The 20879-nt window shown below is 68.0% G+C and carries 21 protein-coding genes; 7 read left to right on the top strand and 14 right to left on the bottom strand.

The features are described from left to right. Positions 1 to 48 precede the first annotated feature (48 nt). A complete protein-coding gene (locus tag DEJ31_RS08370; protein WP_111121619.1) occupies positions 49 to 2508 on the top strand; it encodes a glycoside hydrolase family 2 TIM barrel-domain containing protein in 2460 nt (819 codons plus the stop codon). Further along, positions 2505 to 4634, top strand: a complete 2130-nt coding sequence (locus DEJ31_RS08365) for a hypothetical protein (protein ID WP_111121618.1) — start codon at positions 2505 to 2507, stop codon at positions 4632 to 4634. The genes DEJ31_RS08370 and DEJ31_RS08365 overlap by 4 nt, the downstream gene beginning before the upstream one ends. 75 nt (positions 4635 to 4709) lie before the next feature. Here the strand turns inward: DEJ31_RS08365 and DEJ31_RS08360 are convergent, their stop codons facing one another. Both DEJ31_RS08360 and DEJ31_RS08355 read right to left on the bottom strand, forming a co-directional pair. Further along, positions 4710 to 5369 carry a response regulator transcription factor gene (locus tag DEJ31_RS08360; RefSeq protein WP_110902859.1) on the bottom strand — a complete coding sequence of 220 codons (660 nt, stop codon included), beginning with the start codon at positions 5367 to 5369 and terminating at the stop codon, positions 4710 to 4712. Then, positions 5366 to 6553 (bottom strand): sensor histidine kinase, encoded by a 1188-nt coding sequence (locus tag DEJ31_RS08355; protein ID WP_181433478.1) that lies wholly within the window; start codon positions 6551 to 6553, stop codon positions 5366 to 5368. Before DEJ31_RS08355 ends, DEJ31_RS08360 begins: the two co-directional genes overlap by 4 nt. A gap of 135 nt (positions 6554 to 6688) precedes the next feature. Here DEJ31_RS08355 and DEJ31_RS08350 point away from each other — a divergent pair, with 135 nt between their 5' ends. Then, positions 6689 to 6934, top strand: a complete 246-nt coding sequence (locus tag DEJ31_RS08350) for a hypothetical protein (protein WP_146236676.1) — start codon at positions 6689 to 6691, stop codon at positions 6932 to 6934. Positions 6935 to 6972: 38 nt separating this feature from the next. On the opposite strand, the gene DEJ31_RS08345 is transcribed toward DEJ31_RS08350, so the two are convergent. From DEJ31_RS08345 to DEJ31_RS08320, 6 genes are all read right to left on the bottom strand, one after another. Further along, the gene (locus DEJ31_RS08345) at positions 6973 to 7893 is read right to left on the bottom strand and encodes an alpha/beta hydrolase (RefSeq protein WP_181421496.1); all 921 of its coding nucleotides are present in this window, start codon (positions 7891 to 7893) and stop codon (positions 6973 to 6975) included. 120 nt (positions 7894 to 8013) lie between these two features. Then, a complete protein-coding gene (locus DEJ31_RS08340; RefSeq protein ID WP_111121616.1) occupies positions 8014 to 9711 on the bottom strand; it encodes an MDR family MFS transporter in 1698 nt (565 codons plus the stop codon). Further along, on the bottom strand, positions 9708 to 10334 hold the full coding sequence (locus DEJ31_RS08335) for a TetR/AcrR family transcriptional regulator (protein WP_110902864.1): 627 nt from the start codon (positions 10332 to 10334) through the stop codon (positions 9708 to 9710). Before DEJ31_RS08335 ends, DEJ31_RS08340 begins: the two co-directional genes overlap by 4 nt. A 189-nt stretch (positions 10335 to 10523) precedes the next feature. Beyond that, a complete protein-coding gene (locus tag DEJ31_RS08330) occupies positions 10524 to 11387 on the bottom strand; it encodes an SDR family oxidoreductase (protein WP_110902865.1) in 864 nt (287 codons plus the stop codon). Then, on the bottom strand, positions 11384 to 11956 hold the full coding sequence (locus DEJ31_RS08325; RefSeq protein ID WP_110902866.1) for an NADPH-dependent F420 reductase: 573 nt from the start codon (positions 11954 to 11956) through the stop codon (positions 11384 to 11386). The genes DEJ31_RS08330 and DEJ31_RS08325 overlap by 4 nt, the downstream gene beginning before the upstream one ends. 44 nt (positions 11957 to 12000) lie before the next feature. Further along, positions 12001 to 12363, bottom strand: a complete 363-nt coding sequence (locus DEJ31_RS08320) for a DoxX family protein (protein ID WP_110902867.1) — start codon at positions 12361 to 12363, stop codon at positions 12001 to 12003. A gap of 91 nt (positions 12364 to 12454) precedes the next feature. Here DEJ31_RS08320 and DEJ31_RS08315 point away from each other — a divergent pair, with 91 nt between their 5' ends. The 4 genes from DEJ31_RS08315 to DEJ31_RS08300 all read left to right on the top strand — a co-directional run bounded on the left by DEJ31_RS08315 (position 12455) and on the right by DEJ31_RS08300 (position 15116). Continuing rightward, positions 12455 to 12967 (top strand): MarR family winged helix-turn-helix transcriptional regulator, encoded by a 513-nt coding sequence (locus DEJ31_RS08315; RefSeq protein WP_110902868.1) that lies wholly within the window; start codon positions 12455 to 12457, stop codon positions 12965 to 12967. Positions 12968 to 13089: 122 nt separating this feature from the next. After that, complete coding sequence (locus DEJ31_RS08310) at positions 13090 to 13512, top strand: DUF6069 family protein (RefSeq protein WP_220033149.1); 423 nt, start codon at positions 13090 to 13092, stop codon at positions 13510 to 13512. Positions 13513 to 13747: 235 nt separating this feature from the next. After that, the gene (locus DEJ31_RS08305; RefSeq protein WP_111121615.1) at positions 13748 to 14677 is read left to right on the top strand and encodes a VOC family protein; all 930 of its coding nucleotides are present in this window, start codon (positions 13748 to 13750) and stop codon (positions 14675 to 14677) included. A 28-nt stretch (positions 14678 to 14705) separates the two neighbouring features. Next, a complete protein-coding gene (locus tag DEJ31_RS08300; protein WP_111121614.1) occupies positions 14706 to 15116 on the top strand; it encodes an ester cyclase in 411 nt (136 codons plus the stop codon). Positions 15117 to 15459: 343 nt separating this feature from the next. Here DEJ31_RS08300 and dnaB read toward each other — a convergent pair whose 3' ends face one another. The 6 genes from dnaB to DEJ31_RS08270 all read right to left on the bottom strand — a co-directional run bounded on the left by dnaB (position 15460) and on the right by DEJ31_RS08270 (position 20818). Continuing rightward, positions 15460 to 16824, bottom strand: a complete 1365-nt coding sequence (gene dnaB / locus DEJ31_RS08295) for a replicative DNA helicase (protein WP_110902889.1) — start codon at positions 16822 to 16824, stop codon at positions 15460 to 15462. A 644-nt stretch (positions 16825 to 17468) separates the two neighbouring features. Beyond that, positions 17469 to 17921 (bottom strand): 50S ribosomal protein L9, encoded by a 453-nt coding sequence (rplI, locus tag DEJ31_RS08290; RefSeq protein WP_110902890.1) that lies wholly within the window; start codon positions 17919 to 17921, stop codon positions 17469 to 17471. A 14-nt stretch (positions 17922 to 17935) separates the two neighbouring features. Further along, positions 17936 to 18193, bottom strand: coding sequence for a 30S ribosomal protein S18 (gene rpsR, locus DEJ31_RS08285; protein ID WP_017887834.1), 258 nt, complete (start codon positions 18191 to 18193; stop codon positions 17936 to 17938). Positions 18194 to 18240: 47 nt separating this feature from the next. Then, positions 18241 to 18828 (bottom strand): single-stranded DNA-binding protein, encoded by a 588-nt coding sequence (locus tag DEJ31_RS08280; protein ID WP_110902891.1) that lies wholly within the window; start codon positions 18826 to 18828, stop codon positions 18241 to 18243. 3 nt (positions 18829 to 18831) lie between these two features. Next, positions 18832 to 19221, bottom strand: coding sequence for a 30S ribosomal protein S6 (gene rpsF, locus DEJ31_RS08275; RefSeq protein WP_110902892.1), 390 nt, complete (start codon positions 19219 to 19221; stop codon positions 18832 to 18834). A gap of 160 nt (positions 19222 to 19381) precedes the next feature. After that, entirely contained in the window at positions 19382 to 20818 is a 1437-nt protein-coding gene (locus DEJ31_RS08270) for a CCA tRNA nucleotidyltransferase (protein WP_111043719.1), read from the bottom strand. Positions 20819 to 20879 lie beyond the last annotated feature (61 nt).

The raw sequence follows: 20879 nt of genomic DNA, 5'->3' as shown, positions 1-20879 counted from the left end.
GGTACCGCCTCGAGCGATCGAGGCCGAAGGACGACAGAGAGAACTCGCATGACCACCACTTCCTTCAACCTGGGTTGGACCGTCCGGCCGAAGGTCAGCCCGTACGCGCAACTCCAGAACCCGCAGGGCGCCGGAGTCCCGGTGACGCTGCCCCACGACGCCACGATCACGCGGGAGCGCTCGGCTGACGAACCCCAGGGCGGACGCAGCGCCTACTTCCCCGGTGGGGTGTACGAGTACACGAAGGTGTTCGACGTGCCGGCGGAGTACCGGGGGAAGCGCGTCTCGGTCGAGTTCGAGGGCGTCTACCGGGACGCCATGGTCTTCGTCAACGGAGCATTCGCCGCCCAGCGCCCATCCGGGTACTCGACCTTCGTGGTCGAACTGGACCCGTACCTGCGCTACGGGGAAGCGAACACCATCCGGGTCGATGCACGCGCCCACGACGACTCGCGGTGGTACACCGGCGCGGGCATCTACCGCGACACCGCCCTGATCGTCACCGATCTGGTCCACATCGCCCCGGCCGGACTCCGGGTGTCGACCCCGGACATCGAACCCGCGCGCGCTGTCGTCGAAGTGGCCGCCGAGATCAGGAACGACAGCGGCGGTACGCGGACCGTCGTCGTCGCGACCGACATCACCGATGCGACGGGGGCGATCGTCGCTCGTGGGAGTTCGCCGGTCACCGTGCGGGCGGGTGGCTCAGCGGTCGCACGACAGCGCCTGTACGTCACGCGACCGTCCCTGTGGAGCGTTGAGACGCCGACGCTGTACCGGGCCACCACGCGCGTCACGTCGGGAGGCACGGAGGACGACGCCGAACCGCTCGACGTCCGCGAGACGACGTTCGGTGTCCGCACGCTGCAGCTCGACCCTGAACACGGCCTCCGCATCAACGGCGAGCGCGTCAAACTCCGCGGCGCCTGCGTCCACCACGACAACGGGATCCTCGGTGCTGCGACGATCGCACGAGCGGAAGAACGTCGCATCGAGATCCTGAAGCGCGCCGGGTTCAACGCGATCCGCAGCTCGCACAATGCTCTGAGCCCGGCGATGCTGGACGCCTGCGACCGCCTCGGGATGCTGGTGATGGACGAGACCTTCGACATGTGGACCGAGGGCAAGTCCACCTTCGACTACGCCCTGGCGTTCCCCGAATGGTGGGAGCGCGACGTCGAGGCGCTCGTCGCGAAGGACCACAACCACCCGAGCGTCGTCTTCTACTCCATCGGCAACGAGATCCTCGAGACCGGTGATCCGCTGGGATCCGAGTGGGGCCGCAGGCTCGCCGAGAAGGTCAGGTCCCTGGACCACACCCGTTTCGTGACGAACGGTATCAACGGCTTCGTCTCGGTGCTGCGGGATGTCGTCCAGATGATGGAGGCCCACGGTAGCGACCAGGGTGGCGCCGCCGAGGGCGGAGTCAACGGCCTGATGAGCTCAGCGGCCGACTTCATGAACCAGGTGAGCGCCTCCCCGCTCGTCACGTCGAAGACGGAGGAGTCCTTCTCCGTCCTCGACGTAGCAGGGCTGAACTACGGCGACGCCCGCTACGTCGTCGATAAGGACCTGTTCCCGGACCGGGTGATCGTCGGCAGTGAGACCTTCCCACCGCAGATCGCGCGGTACTGGCGACTCGTCGAGGACAACGCGCACGTCCTCGGTGACTTCACCTGGGCCGGGTGGGACTACCTCGGCGAAGTCGGTATCGGCCGCGTCCAGTACACCGACGAGCCGCCCGCGTTCGAGGCTCCTTTCCCCTGGATCACAGCCTGGGTCGGGGACATCGACATCAGCGGTCACCGCCGCACCATCTCCTACTACCGCGAGACCGTCTTCGGTCTGCGCCACGAACCGTACATCGCCGTTCTCCGTCCCGAGCACTTCGGCCGTCCGACCAGTCAGGGCATGTGGGCGTGGAGCGACACCCTCTCCAGCTGGACCTTCGACGTGCCTGACGAGACGATGACACAGGTGGAGGTCTACAGCGACGCCGACGAGGTCGAGATCCTCGTCAACGGCGTCTCGGCAGGCCGTCAGCCCGCCGGCCGGGATCACGCATTCCTCGCTCGGTTCGACGTCCCGTACGCACGCGGGGAGATCACCGCGATCGGCTACACCGGCGGACGAGAACACTCCCGCAGCCAGGTGGTCTCCGCCTCGGAGCGACGGCGTCTCGACGTCGTGCCGGACCGCACCACGATCCGTGCGGACGACACCGACCTGTCCTTCGTCACCATCGAGATCCGTGACGAGCAGGGCATCCTGGCGACGACCGAGAACCGACCCGTGACGGTGACCGTCGAGGGTGCAGGAGTGCTCCAGGGGTACGGCAGCGCCCGCCCTGACAACCCGGAACGCTACGACAGCGACACTCACGACACGTTCGACGGTCGGATCCTCGCGGTCGTCCGACCGACCGGTGCGGGCCCGATCACCGTCACCGCCACCTCGGCTGGGTTGGAACCCGTCGCCGTGACCGTGACATCGCAGGAGTGCCCATGACCGGTATCGACCGCCACGCGCTCGTCACCCGTCACGACGTGCATCTCACCGAGGCGCGTCCCGACCACGTGCTGACCGTCGGGAACGGTGACTTCGCGTACACCTGCGACATCACCGGGATGCAGACGTTCACGACGTTCCACGACCCGCTCGCCGCCATGACCCGGGCCACAGCAGCAGGCGACCCTGGGGCCGCCTCACGCGGACCCACCGTGATCAACACGGCCACGATGAGCAACTGGGGCTGGCACGAGATGCCGAACCCGAACGGCTTCGTGCTGGACGATGCCCTCAGCGAGCACACCACCAGCCGGGGCACGGTGCGCTACGCCGACAAGTTCGACATGCAGGCCGCCATGCAGGGCACGCTCCCTGCAGACCATCTCGCCGGCGCATGGCTGAACGCCAATCCGCAACGGATCGACCTGGGACGGATCGGTCTGCTCCTCCGAGAGACCATGGACAGCCCATGGCTGGACGACCCCACTGGCCTGCAGGACCCATCGCAGCGCCTCGACCTCTGGACCGGAACGATCACCTCGACGTTCGAGTTCGCAGGCGAACCGGTCACGGTGACCACCGTCGCCTCGCCGTCCACCGCCACCGTCGCGTTCCGTGTCGAGTCCGCGCTGATCAACGCAGGTCTGCTGCGGGTCGGAGTCCGGTTCCCGTACCCGAGCGATGGGTTCTTCCACACGGACGACTGGGCGCATCCGGACCGACACCTCACCGACGTCCTGCCGAGCGACACAGGGAGGACACGCCTCCGTCGTGAGATCGACGGCACCACCTACGACGTCTTGCTCGACCACGGCTCCGCAGGGCTGACCGCCGCAGCGGAACCGCACACGTTCGAGTTGTCGTCGTACGCCCAGCGGATCGAGATCGTCGCGACCTTCAGCCCGGACGCCGCCGACGAACCGGCCGACGAGCGCGTCCCGTTCTCCGTCGTCGCTGCCGACTCAGCCGAACACTGGGCGGAGTTCTGGCAGTCCGGTGCTGCGATCGACTTCACGGGCAGCACGGACGCACGAGCCGACGAGCTCGAGCGGCGCGTGGTGCTGTCGCAGTACCTCACTGCCGTGCACGCAGCCGGCACCCTCCCTCCCCAGGAGACGGGGCTCGTCACGAACTCGTGGCAGGGCAAGTTCCACCTCGAGATGCACCTGTGGCATGCAGCCCACTTCGCCACCTGGGGTAGACCGGAACTCCTCGCGCGGAGCCTCCCGTGGTACCTGTCGATCGCTGACTCAGCGCGGGAAACCGCCCGGATGCAGGGGTACGAGGGTCTGCGATGGCCGAAGCAGGTCGGACCGGACGGACGTGAGAGCCCCGATCCCACCGGCTCACTCCTCATCTGGCAACAGCCGCACTTGCTGTACCTGCTGGAGCTCCTCTGGACGAGCTCCGCAGGCGACCGCCACGCGGAGCTCCTCGACGACTTCACGCAGGTCGTTGACGACACGGCCGCGTTCATGGCGTCGTTCGTCGAGGAGCGCGACGGTGTGTTCCACCTCCCCGCACCCCTCATGCCGGCCCAGGAGTTCTACGAGACCGCGACGACGGAGGACCCGACGTTCGAGCTGGCGTACTGGTGGTGGGGACTGGAGCTCGCGCAGCGTTGGCAGGAGCGGTCAGGACGCCCCCGGAGAGGAGACTGGGCCGATGTCCAGGCCCGACTGGCGATGCCTGGGATCCTGGGCGAGCATTACGCCGCGATCGCAACGGATCCGCATCTCCGGCGAGACGACCACCCGTCGCTCCTCGCTGCTCTCGGTCTCCTGCCGCCGACACCGATCATCGATCAGGACCTGATGGCTGCCACGCTCACGAGCGTGTGGGAGGCGTGGGACTGGTCGTCGGCTTGGGGGTGGGACTTCCCGGTCATGGCCATGACTGCTGCACGGATCGGACGGCTGGATCTCGCCGTCGACGCCTTGCTCAGGGACGAGGCCAAGAACACGTACTCCGCAGTTGGTCACAACGCACAGATCGGCTCGATCCTGCCCGTCTACCTGCCCGGGAACGGGTCGTTGCTCGCCGCTGTGTCACTCATGGCCTCAACGGGATCGTTCCCGAAGGAAGGGTGGATGGTCCAAGCCGAGGGGTTCCTGCCCTGGCCGTGATGCCGTGGTGTCGTCGAGCAGGCCTGGAGCTTTCTCCCTCGGCCGGTACCGCTCCAGGCGACGAGGCCGGCCGGTTCAGGCGATGAGCCCGGCTTGGTAGGCGTACGCGACCAGTTGGGCCCGGTCGCGGGCGCCGACCTTGGCCATCGCACGGCTCGCGTGGGTCTTCACGGTGAATGGTGAGACGAACAACTCCGCTGCGATGGTGTCGTTGTCATGGCCCTCAGCGATGCTGAGGACGACGTCCCGTTCGCGGGCTGTGAGGGCAGTGAACCGGTCGGCGAGGTCGGCGTCGACGACGCGGACCGGGCTGTCGGTGACGTGCCCGATGAGCGCGGCAGAGGCAGCTGCGGACAGGGCACCTCCCCCGGCGATGACTTCCTGCAGGCTCGCGATCAGCTCAGCTGGTCCGACGCCCTTGCCGAGGAACCCGTTCGCACCAGCCCGGAGCGCCGCGAGGACGGTGTCGTCGTGCTCGAAGGTGGTCAGCACGACGATGCGGGTCTGTTCGGACGGGATACCCTCCCGGATGCGTCGCGTCGTCTCGACGCCGTCGATCCCGGGCATACGGACGTCCATGAGGATGAGGTCGACATCGTGGTCCCGGAGGAAGGCGAGCGCGGCGAACCCGTCCCCTGCTTCACCGACCACGGCGAAGTCGGGGTGCACGTCGATGATGGTCCGCAGTCCGAGCCGGATCATCTCTTGGTCATCGACCAGCAGCACGCGTGTCACGGGGTTGCTCCTTCGCTCCATGGGATCCGCGCCGTGACGGTGAAGACGTCGTCGTCGGTGCCGAGCTGCAGGGTGCCGCCGGCGGACTCGACGCGTTCGCGCATGCCGACGAGTCCGTACCCGCTGCCGTGGGCGGTCGGCGGTGTGGACGCGATCGGGTTCGTGACGCTGATGATCAGGTCGGCCTCGTCCGTCAGCACCGTCAGCGCGGCCTCACCGGTGCCGTACCGGTGCGCGTTGGTCAACGCTTCTTGCGCCACCCGGAACACCGTCACCCCTACGGCCTCATGCGCTCGGCGAGCTTGGTCGGTGATCTGTACGTCTATCGACAGGCCGGCGTCCTGGAACGAGGAGACCAGCTCGTCGATGCTCGACAGGCCGGGTGTGGGGCGGCCCGCCTGATCGTCGTCGGCGTCGTCGCTGCGGAGCATGGCCAGCGTCCGTTGCGTGTCACTGAGGATCGACTGCACCGCTGTGCGCGCCGCGACCAGCGACCGCTGGGTCGCGGCGTCGTCACGGCCGGCGGCGACCTCGACCGCGCCGAGGTGCATGCTCACGACGGCGACCTGGTGGCCGACGATGTCGTGCAGGTCACGGGCGATGCGGACCCGCTCCTCCGCCACTCGCCGCTCAGCTTCGGCCTCCCGCGTCGCGATCGCGTCGCGGGTGCGCTGCTCGAGCGACTCCCAGTACTGGCGCTGCAGCCGCAGTGCCGCGCCCACGGCACCCCCGGCGACGACGGCGACGATGACCGCGACGGCGTCGAGACCGACTGCGCGGCCAGCGGACAGGAAACTCGCGAGCCCGAAGATGACGGCCATCGCCAGCGCCGTGATCCCGGTGCTGCGCGTGGGCGGCAAGCCGCGCAGGGTGAGTGCGAACAGGACGAACACCACGACGGTGCATTCACCGATCGGGTCCCGCCCTCCGACGATCACCACGACGACGCCAGCCATCGTCAACGCGAGACCGACCTGCGGCAGCCGGACGGCGACGAGCGCTCCGGTGAGGGTCACGAGTGCGCCGACACCGGCGAGCAGACCATCGCCGTCGGTGGCGATGACGACCAGTTCCACGATCATCGCGGTCACGCTCACCCACAGCGGGAGGCGCTCGAGCACAGATTGCGCGCGCAGCCACAGCGGGCGCGGCGTCGCGGACACGCTGGGCGTCGGAACGGTCATCCCTCGATTGTGGAGGACGCCGCTGCTCTGCGCGTACTCCATCTGCATCAGGTTCGTCGGTCCCGGAGCACGACGGGCTCGGGTGCTCCCTCGGCGATGCTGGTGATCACAGTCGCACCGATCAAGGGACACGTCATGACCACGCTCATCGCCACCTCACCTTCCATACCGCCGATGTTCGTCTCGACGCCGGCGGAGCTCGACGACGGGTACGGCCAGCAGGTGCGCCGAACTCGTGCCGGGACGATCGCGCGCGTGCCGTTGCTGCCGCTCTGGGCAGCGGTCGCCACCACGAGCGCGGTGTTGCGGTTCGCCGGCTTCATGGTGCTGGCCACGTCGATGCTCCTCGAGAGCGCAGCGCGGGGCATCATCTCCCGCTGACGAACCCGCCCGCGCTGCAACGCCCTGGAGCGCGTGGGTCAGCGGAGGTGTTCGAGGAGGTGCGCGGTGAACGTGGCCATCAGCGTGTCGAGCGTCACCTTCGGGGTGGAGCCTGCGTAGTAGAAGTCGTGGTCGACCCCGTCGAACCGTCGGGTCTCGACCGGCGCACCGACCTCCACAGCACGCGCGGTGAACTCCTCGATCGAGGGACGCAGCGTGTCGTACTCCGCCGTGACGACCAGGGTCGGTGGCAGTGCGCGGAGCTCGGGCTCGGAGAGGAAAGCGGGCGAGACGAGCGGGTTCTTGCGGTCTGTGCTCTGCAACGGGTAGGCCGCGTCGACCATCTCGAGCATCCCGGCGTTGACGAACGGCTTCTCGATCAGCAAGGTCGCTCCGGCGGGCGGGATCGACAGGTCCACAGCGGGCACGATGAGGGCGGCAGCGCGAACAGCAGGACCGTGCTCGCGTGTCGACTGCGTGAGCGTGCCGAGGGCGAGGTTCCCACCTGCGCTGCTGCCGGTCACCGCGATCCGGGTACCGTCCCATCCCATGGTCTCCCCGGAGCGGGCGACCCACGTGAGCACGTCGAAGCACTCCTCCAACGCCTGCGGGAACCGGGCTCTCGGTGATGTGCTGTAGTCCACGTTCACGACGACGCTGCCGACTTCGCCCGCGATCCCTCGAGCGAGGTGGTTGTCCTGCAGCGGGTTCCCGATCACGAACCCACCACCGTGGGTGTTGATGACCACCGGCGGCGTGACACCGTTCCCGGCGAGCGGGGCGTCAGCGGGAGGCCGCGTGATGTAGCAGCGGATCGAACCGTGACGCGTGGGGACGTGCACGATCTCGTTGTCGGGAACGGTACGGGAAGTGAGTTCCACCTTCGGTGCCCGGATGATGCGCGTGACGAGGGTCGACATCGCCCAGGTCCGGACGCGCATGCCGAGGGGTGCGGCCATGATGTGCTCTCTCATTCGGTCGGGGCTGCTGATGGGATCTGCGGGTCGAGCGTCCTCGCTGGTGCGTGCGACGGACGCAGTGAGGGGGCGCCTCGCAGCGCCCTCCTCACTACGTCCCGGCTACTCGTCGCGCGGCGCGCCGGATCGGACGGAGTCCGGAACGGAGGGGGCTGCCGTTGCGGCTGGGTGGCCACCGGCGGCGGCGTCCTGTCGCGCCTTCTCGAGTTCGTCGGCTTCTGCGCCGCCGATGGCTTCGCCCCGAGCGACCATGCCGGCCGTGTCGGAGAGCTTGATCTGCGGCAGGAACAGGGCGAGCAGGAACGCCACGGCGATGAAGGGCAGCAGGTACCAGAACACCGGCGCGAGGGAGTCAGCGTACGCGTTGACGATGCCGTCCTGTACCGCCTCCGGCAACTTCGCCACGGTCGCCGGGTCGATGCTGCCCGCCGAGGACGCGGCATCGGTCGCGGAACCGCCGGCGCCGCGGAACACGTCGGTCAGCGACGTGGTCAACCGTGCGGTGAACAGTGCACCGAACACGGCGGTGCCGAGAGATGCACCGACCTCACGGAAGTAGTTGTTCGTCGAGGTGGCGGTCCCGACCTGCGATGCGGGCACGGCGTTCTGCGCGACGAGGACCACGACCTGCATGATCAGGCCGAGGCCAGCGCCGAAGACGAACAGGTACACGCAGATCAGCCAGATCGGGGTGTCCGCAGCGAGCTGCGTGAGGCAGAGCATCGCGGCCGCGACGAGGATCGTGCCGACGATCGGGAACACGCGGTAGCGGCCGGTCTTCGAGATCAGGTTGCCGGACGCGATGGAGGTCCCGATGAGGCCGACCATCATCGGCAACATCAGCAGGCCCGAGACCGCGGCCGAGGTGCCGGATGCCATCTGCAGGAACGTCGGGACGAAGCCGATCGCGGCGAACATGCCGATGCCGAGCACGAGACCGATGCCGGTCGCGAGCAGGAAGGTGCGGTTGCGGAAGAAGGACATCGGGAGCACCGGGTCCTCGACGCGGGTCTCGACGAGCACGAGCAACGAAGCGGCGACGACGAGGCCCGCGAACCAGGCCCACGTCTCGAGCGCGTCCCAGCCGTGGTCCTTGTTGCCGCCGAACTCGGAGAAGAACACCAGGCACGTCGTGGCAGCGGACATCAGGAGCACGCCGAGGACGTCGATCCTCTTCTCGGCCTTCTTGGTCGGCAGGGTGAGTGCGAACCAGGCGATGCAAAACGCGGCGATCCCGACGGGGATGTTGATGTAGAACGCCCAGTTCCAGGTGAGGTGGTCGACGAAGAAGCCACCGAGGAGCGGGCCACCGATGGCGGAGAGGCCGAAGATCGCACCGAGCGGGCCGAGGTACTTGCCGCGCTGCGAGGCGGGGACGATGTCCGCGATGATCGCCTGCGACAGGATCATCAGACCACCTCCACCGAGGCCCTGCACCGCACGCCACACGATCAGCTGTGTGAAGTCGCCGGCGAACGCGCAGCCGGCTGATGCGATGGTGAACAGCGCGATGGCGATGAGGAACAGGTTCCGCCGCCCGAGCACGTCACCGAACTTGCCGTAGATCGGCATCACGATGGTGGAGGCGAGCAGGTACCCGGTGGTCAGCCACGCCTGGTGCGCGACACCGCCGAGCTCGCCGACGATGGTCGGCATCGCGGTGGAGACGATCGTCTGGTCGAGGCTGGAGAGCAGCATGCCCGCGATGAGCGCCGAGAAGATGGTCCAGATGCGGCGCTGGGTGAGCAGGAGTGGCCCGTCGGACCGTCCTGCCCGGTTCGCGCTCTTGGTCGAGCTCATGGGGTGTTCTCCAGTTCGTTGATCGAGTGTGCCGCTGTGAGCGGCGTACTGCTGGCCGGGACAGCCGGGCTGTCCGAGTTCGCCATCGCTGTGACGAGGCGGAAGTTGGTGCGGAGGATGTCCTCGAAGGGCGGCCCGTCGTCCTCGGCGAAGAACCGCCACGCGGTCGCTTTGAGCAGTGCGCCGATGATCTCGGCAACGAGCCGCGCGCGGTCGTCGGCCGGGTCTGTCCATCCGAATCGGGAGCGCATGGCGTCGCCGACGAGGTTCATCTGCTGGTCAGTCGCGGTGACGAATCGCGCCACGAGGGAGGGCTCGCGTTCCAGGACGTCCCGCATGAGGGCTTCTTCGCCGCGGTCGAGACCGACGACGTGGAGGTGTTCGATCGCCAGGGCGACCGCCGCTTCGAAGGGAGCGAGGTCGGGATCGACCGCTGCTCCCGCAGCGAAGGTGGCAAGCAGGTCGTCTTCGACGCCGAGCTCGATCCCGAGCACGACGTCTTCCTTCGAGGCGAAGTGGTTGAAGAAGGTCCGACGGGACACCCCGACTTCTTCGCAGAGCTGCTCGATGGTGAACCCGTTCAGGCCGTCCGCGATCGTGCGGCGACGGGCCGTGGCGATCATGCGACGGCGAAGCAGTCGCGTCCGCTCAGTTGTGTTCACACTCTGCAGTTTTGCACTTTGCCGCAAGAAGTGCAACTACCCGAAGTCGGAGGTGCCGACTTCGTTGGCCGTGTGGCATGGATGCAACAACGCTCCGTGGTGCGGACGAAAGTGTCCGGCACCACGGAGCGTCGTGGATCCGCGGGTGGATCAGGCCGTGTGGAAGCGGCGGAAGGCTTCCTCGAGCGTCTCGGTCGGGTGACCGGTCAGCGTGGAGAGGACCGTCGAGGGTCCGTCGAGCGCGCCGTCGGCGACGGCGGCGTCGAGGCCGACGAGGAACCCGATCGTGCCTTCGTCGAGACCTGCAGCGACGAGTGCTTCCTGGTGCTCCTCCGACGAGACGCCGGCGTACGCGACGTCGCGTCCGAGGACACGGCTGGCGGTGGCGGCGAACTCGGCGCCGTCCCAGGCGGTGTCGCCGGCGAGCTCGAGTGTCTCGCCCCGGTGTGCGTCCGCCGCGGCGACGACGGCTGCGGCTTCGGCGTAGTCGGAGCGGGAGGCCGAGGCGATCCGGCCGGTGCCGCTGCTGGCGAGCCACTGGCCGGTTGCCGCGATCTGGGCGAACGCCTGCTCGTAGTTCTCGTTGTACCAGTTGTTCCGGAGCACGGTCGCCGTGACGGGCGAGGCCGCGAGGAGGTCCTCGGTGGCCTTGTGCTCAGGAGCGACGAACAGCGTCGACGTATCAGCGCGGGGAGCGCTGGTGTAGACGATGTGCTGTACGCCGGCCTGCTCCGCAGCACGGATGGCGTTGGTGTGCTGCGGCACACGCTGACCGACCTCGCTACCGGAGACGAGCACCAGGGTCTCGACGCCGTCGAACGCGGACGCGAGGGCCGCCGGATCGGTGTAATCGGCAACGGCGGTGCGGACACCGGAGTCAGCGAACAGCGCGGAGAGGCGCTCGGCGTTCCGGCCGATGGCGACGACGTCGCTGGATGGGACGCCACGAGCGAGGAGGTGTTCGACGATCAGGCGACCGAGGTTGCCGGTCGCACCGGTGACGGCGATCGTCACTTGATGACCCCGAGACCGTCGGTCCATCCGATCTGCTCGGAGACGGCCAGGCCCATCTGGAGGAAGCCGATGCCCTCGAGCTCGTGGGCACGGGCGAGGGGGCCGGCGTCGTAGGCGTCGAGGCCACCGGCGGTGATCGCGTCGCGGAGAGCGGCCTTCGCGTCGGCGTCGTCGCCGGCGATGAGCACGGCGGTCTTCTTGCCGCCGACGCTCTTCGTGGCCAGCGCGCCGGCGAAGTTGGTGTTGAACGCCTTGACGACGTGCGACTCGGGCAGGCGGGCGGCGAGGTCCGCGGCACCGCTGCCGGCGTCGAAGACGACCGGCTGGAAGGTGGCGAAGTCGACGGTGTTCGTGATGTCCACGACGGTCTTGCCGGCGAGGGCGCTCTTGTACTTGTCGGCGATCTCGGGGAGGGCGGCGTACGGCACTGCGAGGACGACGATGTCGCCGGCGAAGGAGGTGGGCTCGTCGCTGTGCTTGATCGACTCGACGGTGGCTCCTCCATCGGAGAAGACGGAGGCGATCGCGGTGCCCATGTTGCCGGTGCCGAGGATGCTGATGCTGGTCATGATGCGTGCTCCTGTTTCAGAGGTGGTGCGGTTGGAGAGGGTGATCAGAGGGCGGCGAAGCCGAGGATCGCGCTGACGATCGAGAGGATCGCCAGGACGATCGGAGCCGCCGGGGACTCCTTGCGGCGCACGTGGACGACCACGGCGCCGAGCATGAGGACAGCGAGGAGGATCGCGGCGATCGGGGTGAGGACCGGAGCGACGCCGAGCAGCAGGGGCAGGATCAAGCCGATCGCACCGAGGACCTCCGCGAGGCCGATGAGCTTGACGTGACTGCTGGCGAAGTCGGCTGCCCAGCCCATGCCGCTACTGGCGAGGGCCTCCGCGGGACGGGCCAGCTTCATCAGGCCGGCTCCGAGGAACGCGAGTGCCAGGAGGCCGTTGATGATCCAGAGTGCGATGAGCATGATCTTCCTTGTGCTTGAAAGTTGAAGTAACGAGGTCGACAATACACAGGGTTTTGTTGAACGGTCAAGTTTTTTCTGCGACGATGTGCGCATGGACGAACCGCGCTGGCTCAACAAGACCGAGGCGGCAGCCTGGATGGATCTCCTCGCGATCATCGAGCTGCTGCCCTCGGCGCTCGACGCGCAGCTCAAGCGTGACTTCGCGATGACCCGCTTCGAGTACAACGTCCTCGCGATGCTCAGCGAGTCACCCGACGACAGCGCTCCGATGAGCAGCCTGGCCTTCCTCACCAACGGCTCACTCTCCCGTCTGTCACACGCGGTGACGAAGCTCGAGAAGCGTGGGTGGGTGCGTCGCGTGCCGTCCGAGACGGACAAGCGCTCGCTCGTGGCCACCCTGACAGCGGACGGACGAGCACTCATCGAGCGGGCGGCTCCGCATCACGTCGAGGAGGCTCGACGCGCGTTCTTCGACGCGATCCCGCCCGAGCGGGTCGGCGATCTCGCCGAGATCCTGCGGCCGATCGCCGCGAACCTCCTGACACCGGACCCCGCCTGCGGGCCGGCGGTCCGCGCCGCCGCTGCGCCGGTGGCTCACGACTGACCGACGACTCCACAGGCCACCCACTCCACAGACCCCCGACCGCTCGGACTGGCACCCGTCAGTCCGTTGCTCCGCCGTGCCCGCTCATCCGATGCGGCCGCCCCTCTCAGAACGGAAGTCCCATGAGCACGATCGACACGACAACCCGCCGCCCGAGCCGCCTCCGCGGGGTCCTCGTCGCGACTGTCCTCGCCGCCGTCATCGGCAGCATCGCCAACGCGATCATCGCCGTCAGTGCCCTCGCGGCCGGTGCTGACCCCGCAGTGCAAGGCCTGACGCCGCCGGCCTACATCACCTTCACCGTCGTCGGGGTCCTGATCGGCGCGATCGGGTGGGCGCTCATCAGCCGCACGCGTTCGGCTGGGCGCGCGCTCGCGATCCTCGTCCCGGTCGTACTGGTGCTCTCCCTCATCCCCGACGTGCTCCTCGCCGTCAGTGGTGACTCCGCTGCGATGACAGCAGGAGTGGCGCTGGGCATCATGCACCTCGTGACGACGGCGGTTGCGGTGCCGATCTACCGCACGTTCCTCCCGATCGCACGCTGACTCCTCCTCCCGCCCGCCAGCTGACGACACCTTCGTCGCCCAGCTGGCGGGCGTCCTGCATCCAGGCCCGCTCCTGCCGCGACGAGCCATCAGGAACCGGTTCCAGGAGGTTGTTGACAGTTCAACAAAACCGCGTACAGTGATGGGCATTACTTGATCGTTCAAGTATCCGGTTCCGGCAGCAGCAGCTCGCGCGGCCCGGGACCCAACGACGTCGAACTCTGCAGGAGCAGCAATGAACCCCCTCGACACTTCTTCGGACCCGCACCCCGCCCCGAACGCGGCCGCGCCTGGCACCCCGGACCGTGAGGTCGCGGAGTTCGGCGCCGTGCACCTCGAGGTCACCGACCTCGGCCGTTCCACCGCGTTCTGGACCGATGTCATCGGTCTCGTCGTGCGGTCCGAGTCCCAGGACGAGGTCGAGCTCGGTACGAAGGCGCGGACGCTCGTCACCCTGCACCCGGGCGCTCGGACCGGATTCCTGCAGGGCCACAGTGGGCTGTACCACCTCGCCGTGCACCCGCCGACAGAAGCGGACTTCGCACGGATCCTGCTCCGCCTCATCCGGGTCGGCTGGCAGATCTCGCCGACCGACCACGTCATGTCGAAGGCGATCTACCTCCTCGACCCGGACGGCATCACCGTCGAGATCACCCTCGAGACGCCGGAACGTCTCCGCGGGTTCCACTTCGACGACAACGGCCCGTACGTGCTCCGCCAGGACGGCAGCCGTTCCAACGGTCGCGAGCCGCTCGACGTTCGCACCGTCCTGAACGCACTGCCGGACGACGACACCGCCCTCCCCGTCCCGGAGGGCACGAAGATCGGCCACGTTCACCTGTACGTCGGTGACCTCGAAGCCGCATACGGCTTCTACCGCACGTTCGGGTTCAACCAGGCCGTGTGGGCACCCCGATTCCACATGGGCGACCTCGGTGGTGGCGGCGCGTTCAACCACCGCATCGCAGTGAACACCTGGCAAGGCGTCGGCGCACCGCAATCACCCGCAGGGACCGCCCGCATGCGCGCCTTCACCCTCCGCCTCGACACCCACGAGCGCCTCGACCACGTCCTCGGAACCGTCGACGGACCCATCGAGGAATCCGACGCAGGCTTCCTCGTCCGTGACCCCAGCCTGAACACGCTGCTGCTCTCCGCCAACTGACCACCGCTCCCAGCCGAAGGACAAGACCATGAGCACCACCGACGACAACAAGACCATCGCCCGCGCCTTCTACGACGCCTACAACGGCAGCGACCTGCAGGGCGCGTTCGACACCTACGTCTCGCAGGACCTCGTCAACCACACCAACGGCGGCGCGATGGACAGGGACATGTGGATGGGTTCCGACCTCGCCGCGAAGACTGCGGTCCCGGACCAGACCATGACGATCCTCGGCCAGGCCGCCGACGGCGACACCGTCTACACCCACTGGGTCCTCGAGGGCACCTTCAGCAACGGGGACCTGTTCGGCATCCCCGCCAACGGCAACGCGACCCGCCTCGAATCCGTCGCCGTCGACGTCATCCGCGACGGCCAGGTCGTCGAGCACAACGCCATCGGCGACTTCACCGCCTTCATGAGCCAGCTCACCGCTCAGTGAGCACCGTCCACGAGCTGATGCAATAGCGGACTCACTCGACAACCGGCGGAACGATCGCCGGCGGGACCGCACCGGATGAGCCGGGGTCGAGCACACCTCCCCCGGCTCAGCCGGCCACCTTCGACTCCGCCAGCTGTTTCAGTCGCCGATCGTCTACCGAACGAGGCTTCCTTGCAACGAACGCGAGCCTCGTACCACGACCGAGGTCGCAGAATCGCTGACGCCTTGCGCGAGCGGAGCGGCCCTCGCGTCGCGTCGTGGACCGGAACGTCCCAACCGGAACCGTTCGGCGACAAGTTGAACGCGGAGGAGACACGTTGCGTGCGCGGCGGCGACAACTCCCCTACTGCGGCATGTCCACGAACCGCGAGAACATCCCGTGGAACGCCACCGTGATGGTGTCGGTGGGCCCGTTGCGGTGCTTCGCCACGATCAGATCGGCTTCACCCTGACGCGGGTTGTCCTTCTCGTACGCCGACTCGCGGTGCAGCAGGATGACCATGTCGGCGTCCTGCTCGATCGACCCTGACTCACGGAGGTCGGAGATCATGGGCTTCTTGTCGGCACGCTGCTCGGGGCCACGGTTCAGCTGCGACAGGGCGATGACGGGCACCTGCAGCTCCTTCGCCATGAGCTTGAGCGCACGCGAGAACTCGGAGACCTCCTGCTGGCGGCTCTCGACCTTCTTGCCCGAGGTCATCAGCTGCAGGTAGTCGATGACGACGAGCTTCAGGTTGTGCTGCTGCTTGAGTCGACGGCACTTGGCACGGATCTCGACGAGGGTCATGTTGGGGGAGTCGTCGATGAAGAACGGGGCGTCGTTGATGCGGCCGCGGGTCTGCGCGATGGTGGTCCAGTCGCGGCTGTCGACGGTGCCCTTGCGCATGTTCTGCAGCGGCACGCTGGACTCGGCGGACAGCAGGCGCATCGCGATCTCGGCGCGACCCATCTCGAGCGAGAAGAACGCGGCGGTCTGGTTGTGCTTGAGCGCTGCGGAGCGGCACAGGTCGAGCGCCAGGGTCGACTTGCCGAGTGCGGGTCGTGCCGCGACGATGATCAGCTGTCCGGGGTGGAAGCCGTTGGTCAGGGCGTCCATCTGGGCGAACCCGGTGGGGACGCCGGTCATCTGTCCGTCGCGGCCCTTGGCGGCTTCGATCTCGTCGATGGCGGTGCCGATGGCTTCGGTGAGGGGCACGTAGTCCTCGGTCTGCACCCCGCCGGCGACGTTGTAGACCTCTGCCTGGGCACTGTTGACGAGGTCGGTGACCTCACCTTCGCTGGCGTAGCCCATCTGGACGATGCGGGTGCCGGCTTCGACGAGGCGGCGGAGGACCGCCTTCTCGGCGACGATGGCGGCGTAGTAGCCGGCGTTCGCCGCCGTGGGCACCATGCTCGTCAGGCTGTGCAGGTACTCCGCGCCGCCACCGCGGGACAGGAGGCCCGTCTTCGTCAGCTCGTCGGTGACGGCGATGACGTCGGTCGGCTCGCCGTGGGAGTACAGCGACAGGATCGCGTCGAAGATGACCTCGTGCTTGGGGATGTAGAAGTCGACGCCGCGGGCGGTCTCGATGACGTCGGCGACGGCGTCCTTCGACAGCATCATTCCGCCGATGGTCGACTGCTCTGCGAGCATGTCGTGCGGGGGAGTCCGGTCGGCGTTCCGCTCGGCGTACTCCCGGGGGGCCGGCTCCAGATGCGCGATCGACACACGTGCTCCTCAGTGTTTGGCGGTGCTGGCGGACGGCTCTGTGAACCGTTCCCCACCGAGCAGTTCTACCCCGGGCGACCGACATCCCCGAGTCGCTGGCTCAAGCTACGGGTACGGAGTTATCCCCAGCAAACAGCCCTGTGGACAACTCTGTGGAGAGATCGTGGAACACGCCGGACTCCTGTGTGGAGGGTTGTGCACTCAACTGTGGACAACTCGGCCGGGGAACACACTTTCGACCGTTGATCAGGGCTTTCGTGTCCACACCATGTGTGGAGAACTCGGCTTCAAGCGTGAGTCGAAGGTTGCCGTTGGAGCCTGTCACTGTGCAGAACCGACTTGACAAACGGCACCCGCGTCCCGTCTCACTCGGCTGGCTCCCAGGTGGCAGAGCCGAGCCGGACGTAACCGGCCAGCGGTGTTTCGGGTGCCGGACCTGCTCAACCGGCGCGCACCTCCAGGACGTTCCCGGCAGCCGCCGACACGCCCAGCACCACGAGGTACACGTCCGCCGAGCAGTCACCGTCGACCGGCCGTTCGGGGCGGAGACACCACGTGCACCCGGGCATGCGAGAAGGGCGGGCCTCCACTGGGGGAGACCCGCCCTTCCGGCGGTGCTGGTGCTGCCGGAGCAGCGACCGGGACTACTTCGCGGCCACGACCTTCAGCGAGATGGTCGCGACGATGTCCTCGCGCAGACGCACGGTGGCCTCGTGGTCACCGACGGTCTTGATGGTCGCGGGGACCTCGACCTTGCGCTTGTCGAGCGAGCCGACGCCCTGCGCCTGGACGGCGTCAGCGACGTCACCCGGGCGGACGGAGCCGAAGAGACGACCGTCCTTGCCGGCCTTGACAGACAGCTGGATGGTGGCGTTCTCGAGCTTCATCTTGAGGTCCTGTGCCTCTTCGATGGTGGCGAGCTCGCGTGCGGTACGAGCTGCACGGATCGACTCGACCTGCTTCTCGCCGCCCTTCGACCACGACACGGCGAAGCCCTGCGGGATCAGGTAGTTGCGGGCGTAGCCGTTCTTGACGTCGACGACGTCACCGGCGGAACCGAGGCCAGAGACCTCGTGGGTGAGGATGAGCTTCGACATTCGTCGACCTCCGATCAGCGGCCGGAGCCGGCGTAGGGGAGGAGCGCCATCTCACGGGCGTTCTTCACGGCACGGGCGATGAGGCGCTGCTCCTGGACGGAGACGCCGGTGATGCGACGGGCGCGGATCTTTCCACGCTCCGAGATGAACTTGCGAAGGGTCGCAACGTCCTTGTAGTCGATGACGCCGACCTTGATCGACTTCGCGGGAGCGGCGTTCTTGCCGCCCTTACCGCGAGGCTTCCGGCGATCGCCGGTGCTCTTTCCAGCCATTGTGTGTCCTTAGAGAAGAAGAAGTTGTGTCGTCAGACCGCTGAGGATCAGAACGGGGTCTCGTCGTCGTAGGTGCCGCCGGGGGTGGACCACACGTCGTTCGACGATGCGTTCCCGCCACCCTGCTGACCACCCTGCGGCGACCACGGGGCGTCGGACTGACCGCCACCGTTGCCACCGGACGCGCCACCGTTGTAGCCGCCGTTGCCGCCGGAGGAGTTGCCTCCACCGACCTGGCCACGGCCACCACCGGCGCCACCACCACTGCCACCCGGTGCACGGGTGATCTGGGCGGTCGCGTACCGGAGCGAGGGGCCGATCTCGTCGACCTCGAGCTCGATGCTCGTCCGCTGCTGTCCCTCACGGTCCTGGTAGGAACGCTGACGGAGACGACCCTGCGCGATGACGCGCGAGCCCTTCGTCAGCGACCCCGCCACGTGCTCGGCGAACTCGCGCCACACACTCGCACGGAGGAACAGCGCATCGCCGTCCTTCCACTCGTTCGCCTGACGGTCGAACGTGCGAGGAGTCGACGCGATGGTGAAGTTCGCCACGGCGAGCCCGTTCTGCGTGTAGCGCAGCTCCGGGTCCGCGGTGAGGTTGCCCACCACCGTGATGACGGTTTCGCCGGCCACGGGCTACTCGGCGCTCGCGGTCGTGGCGGCCGAGGCCGACGCGTTGGCGGCCTTGCGGGCGGCACGGGCTTCGTCGCGCTGCTTCTGCGCGGCGACCTGGGCCATGCCCTCTTCGGCGCGGAGGACCTTGGTGCGCAGGACGGCCTCGGAGAGACCGAGCTGGCGGTCCAGCTCCTTGGCGGAGTCGGCGGACGACGTGAAGTTCACGACGGCGTAGATGCCCTCGTTCTTCTTCGCGATCTCGTAAGCGAGCCGGCGACGGCCCCAGACGTCCACGTTGTCGACGGTGCCACCGTCGTTGCGGATGACCGCGAGGAACTTGTCCAGGCTGGGAGCGACGGTGCGCTCATCGATCTCGGGGTCGAGGATCGCCATCAGTTCGTACTGGTGCATGCGGAACCCACCTCCTCTGGTCTCAGCGGCCCCGGGCAGTTCCCGGGGCAGGAGGGTTGATGCATGTGCCTCGGCACGCTGAATGCGCGCGAGACAACCTGCCCATCGTAGCGGACGGCCTGGAGGCGCGCCACCGGCTGTGCAGAGCGACCGGCGTCGGTCAGGCGGACGCGTCGCGCGACGCCCACCACGTGCGGAGGCGCGCCTCGGCGTCCTCGGGCCCGAGCGGCCCCTCGTCCATCCGCGCCTCGAGCAGGAACCGGTACGCCTCGCCCACCGCGCGCCCCGGCGGGATGTCGAGGATCCGCATGATGTCGTCCCCGGAGAGGTCGGGACGCATGGAGTCGAGTTCCTCCTGCTCTGCGAGGACGGCGATCCGGGCCTCCAGGTCGTCGTACGCGAACCCGAGCCGGTCCGCCTTCCGACGGTTCCGGGTGGTGACGTCCGAGCGGGTGAGCTCGTGCAGCCGCTCGAGCTGGTCGCCGGCGTCCCGGACGTAGCGGCGGACGGCCGCGTCGGTCCAGGCGCCCTCGGTGTAGCCGAAGAACCGCAGGTGCAGTTCGATCAGGCGGGACACCGAGGCGATCGTGTCGTTGTCGAAGCGCAGGGCGCGGAGCCGTTTCTTCGCGAGCTTCGAGCCGACCAGGTCGTGGTGGTGGAAGCTCACGGCGCCGCCCGGCTCGAGCTTCCGGGTCGCCGGCTTGCCGATGTCGTGCAGCAGTGCGGCCAGACGCAGGACCGTGTCCGGGGCGTCGCCGGGGTGGCGTTCCGCCTCGTACCCGATGGCCTGCGTCAGGACGGTGAGCGAGTGCTCGTAGACGTCCTTGTGGTGGTGGTGCTCGTCGATCTCGAGCTTCATCGCGGGGAGCTCGGGCAGGATCCGCTCGGCGATGCCGGAGTCGACCAGCAGCCGGATGCCCTCGACCGGGACCGCCGTGTTCAGGAGCTTCACGAGTTCGTCCCGCACGCGCTCGGCGGAGATGTTCTCGATCGAGTCGGCGAGGTCGGACATGGCGTCACGGACGTCGTCGGAGACGGTGAACCCGAGCTGGGCCGTGAACCGTGCCGCGCGCATCATCCGGAGCGGGTCGTCGCGGAAGGACACCCGAGCCGCCTGCGGCGTCGCCAGGCGCTGCGTGAGCAGGTCCTCGACGCCGCCATGGACGTCGACGAGTTCGCGCTGGGGGAGTCGGAGTGCCATCGCGTTGACGGTGAAGTCGCGGCGGAGCAGGTCGGCCTCGATGGTGTCACCGAAGGTGACCTCGGGCTTGCGGGTCTCGCCGTCGTAGACGTCACTGCGGTAAGTGGTGATCTCGACCTGCTCGCCGCGGACCATCGCGGCGATGGTGCCGAACTGGCGGCCGACGTCCCAGGTCGAGCTGGCGAGGGGCTCGACGATCGCCAGGACGGCGTCGGGTCGGGCGTCCGTCGTGAAGTCGAGGTCGGTCACCGGACGGCCGAGGAAGGCGTCCCGGACGGGCCCGCCGACGAGCGCGAGCTCGTGACCGGCGGCGGCGAACGCCCGTGCGAGGACGTCGACGGTGTCGGTGGCGGCGAGTGCGTCGAGTCGCTCGACGGCCTGGGCTACGGACTGCATGACGCCGTCGATCATCCCAGATAGTGGGCGGGAGCACCTGCGCGCTCGCCTGCTGTCATGG

This window comes from Curtobacterium sp. MCPF17_031 (genome assembly GCF_003234035.1).
Lineage (GTDB): Bacteria > Actinomycetota > Actinomycetes > Actinomycetales > Microbacteriaceae > Curtobacterium.
The sequence above is the reverse complement of the archived record's forward strand: the minus strand, read 5'-3'. Positions and strand labels throughout refer to the sequence as shown.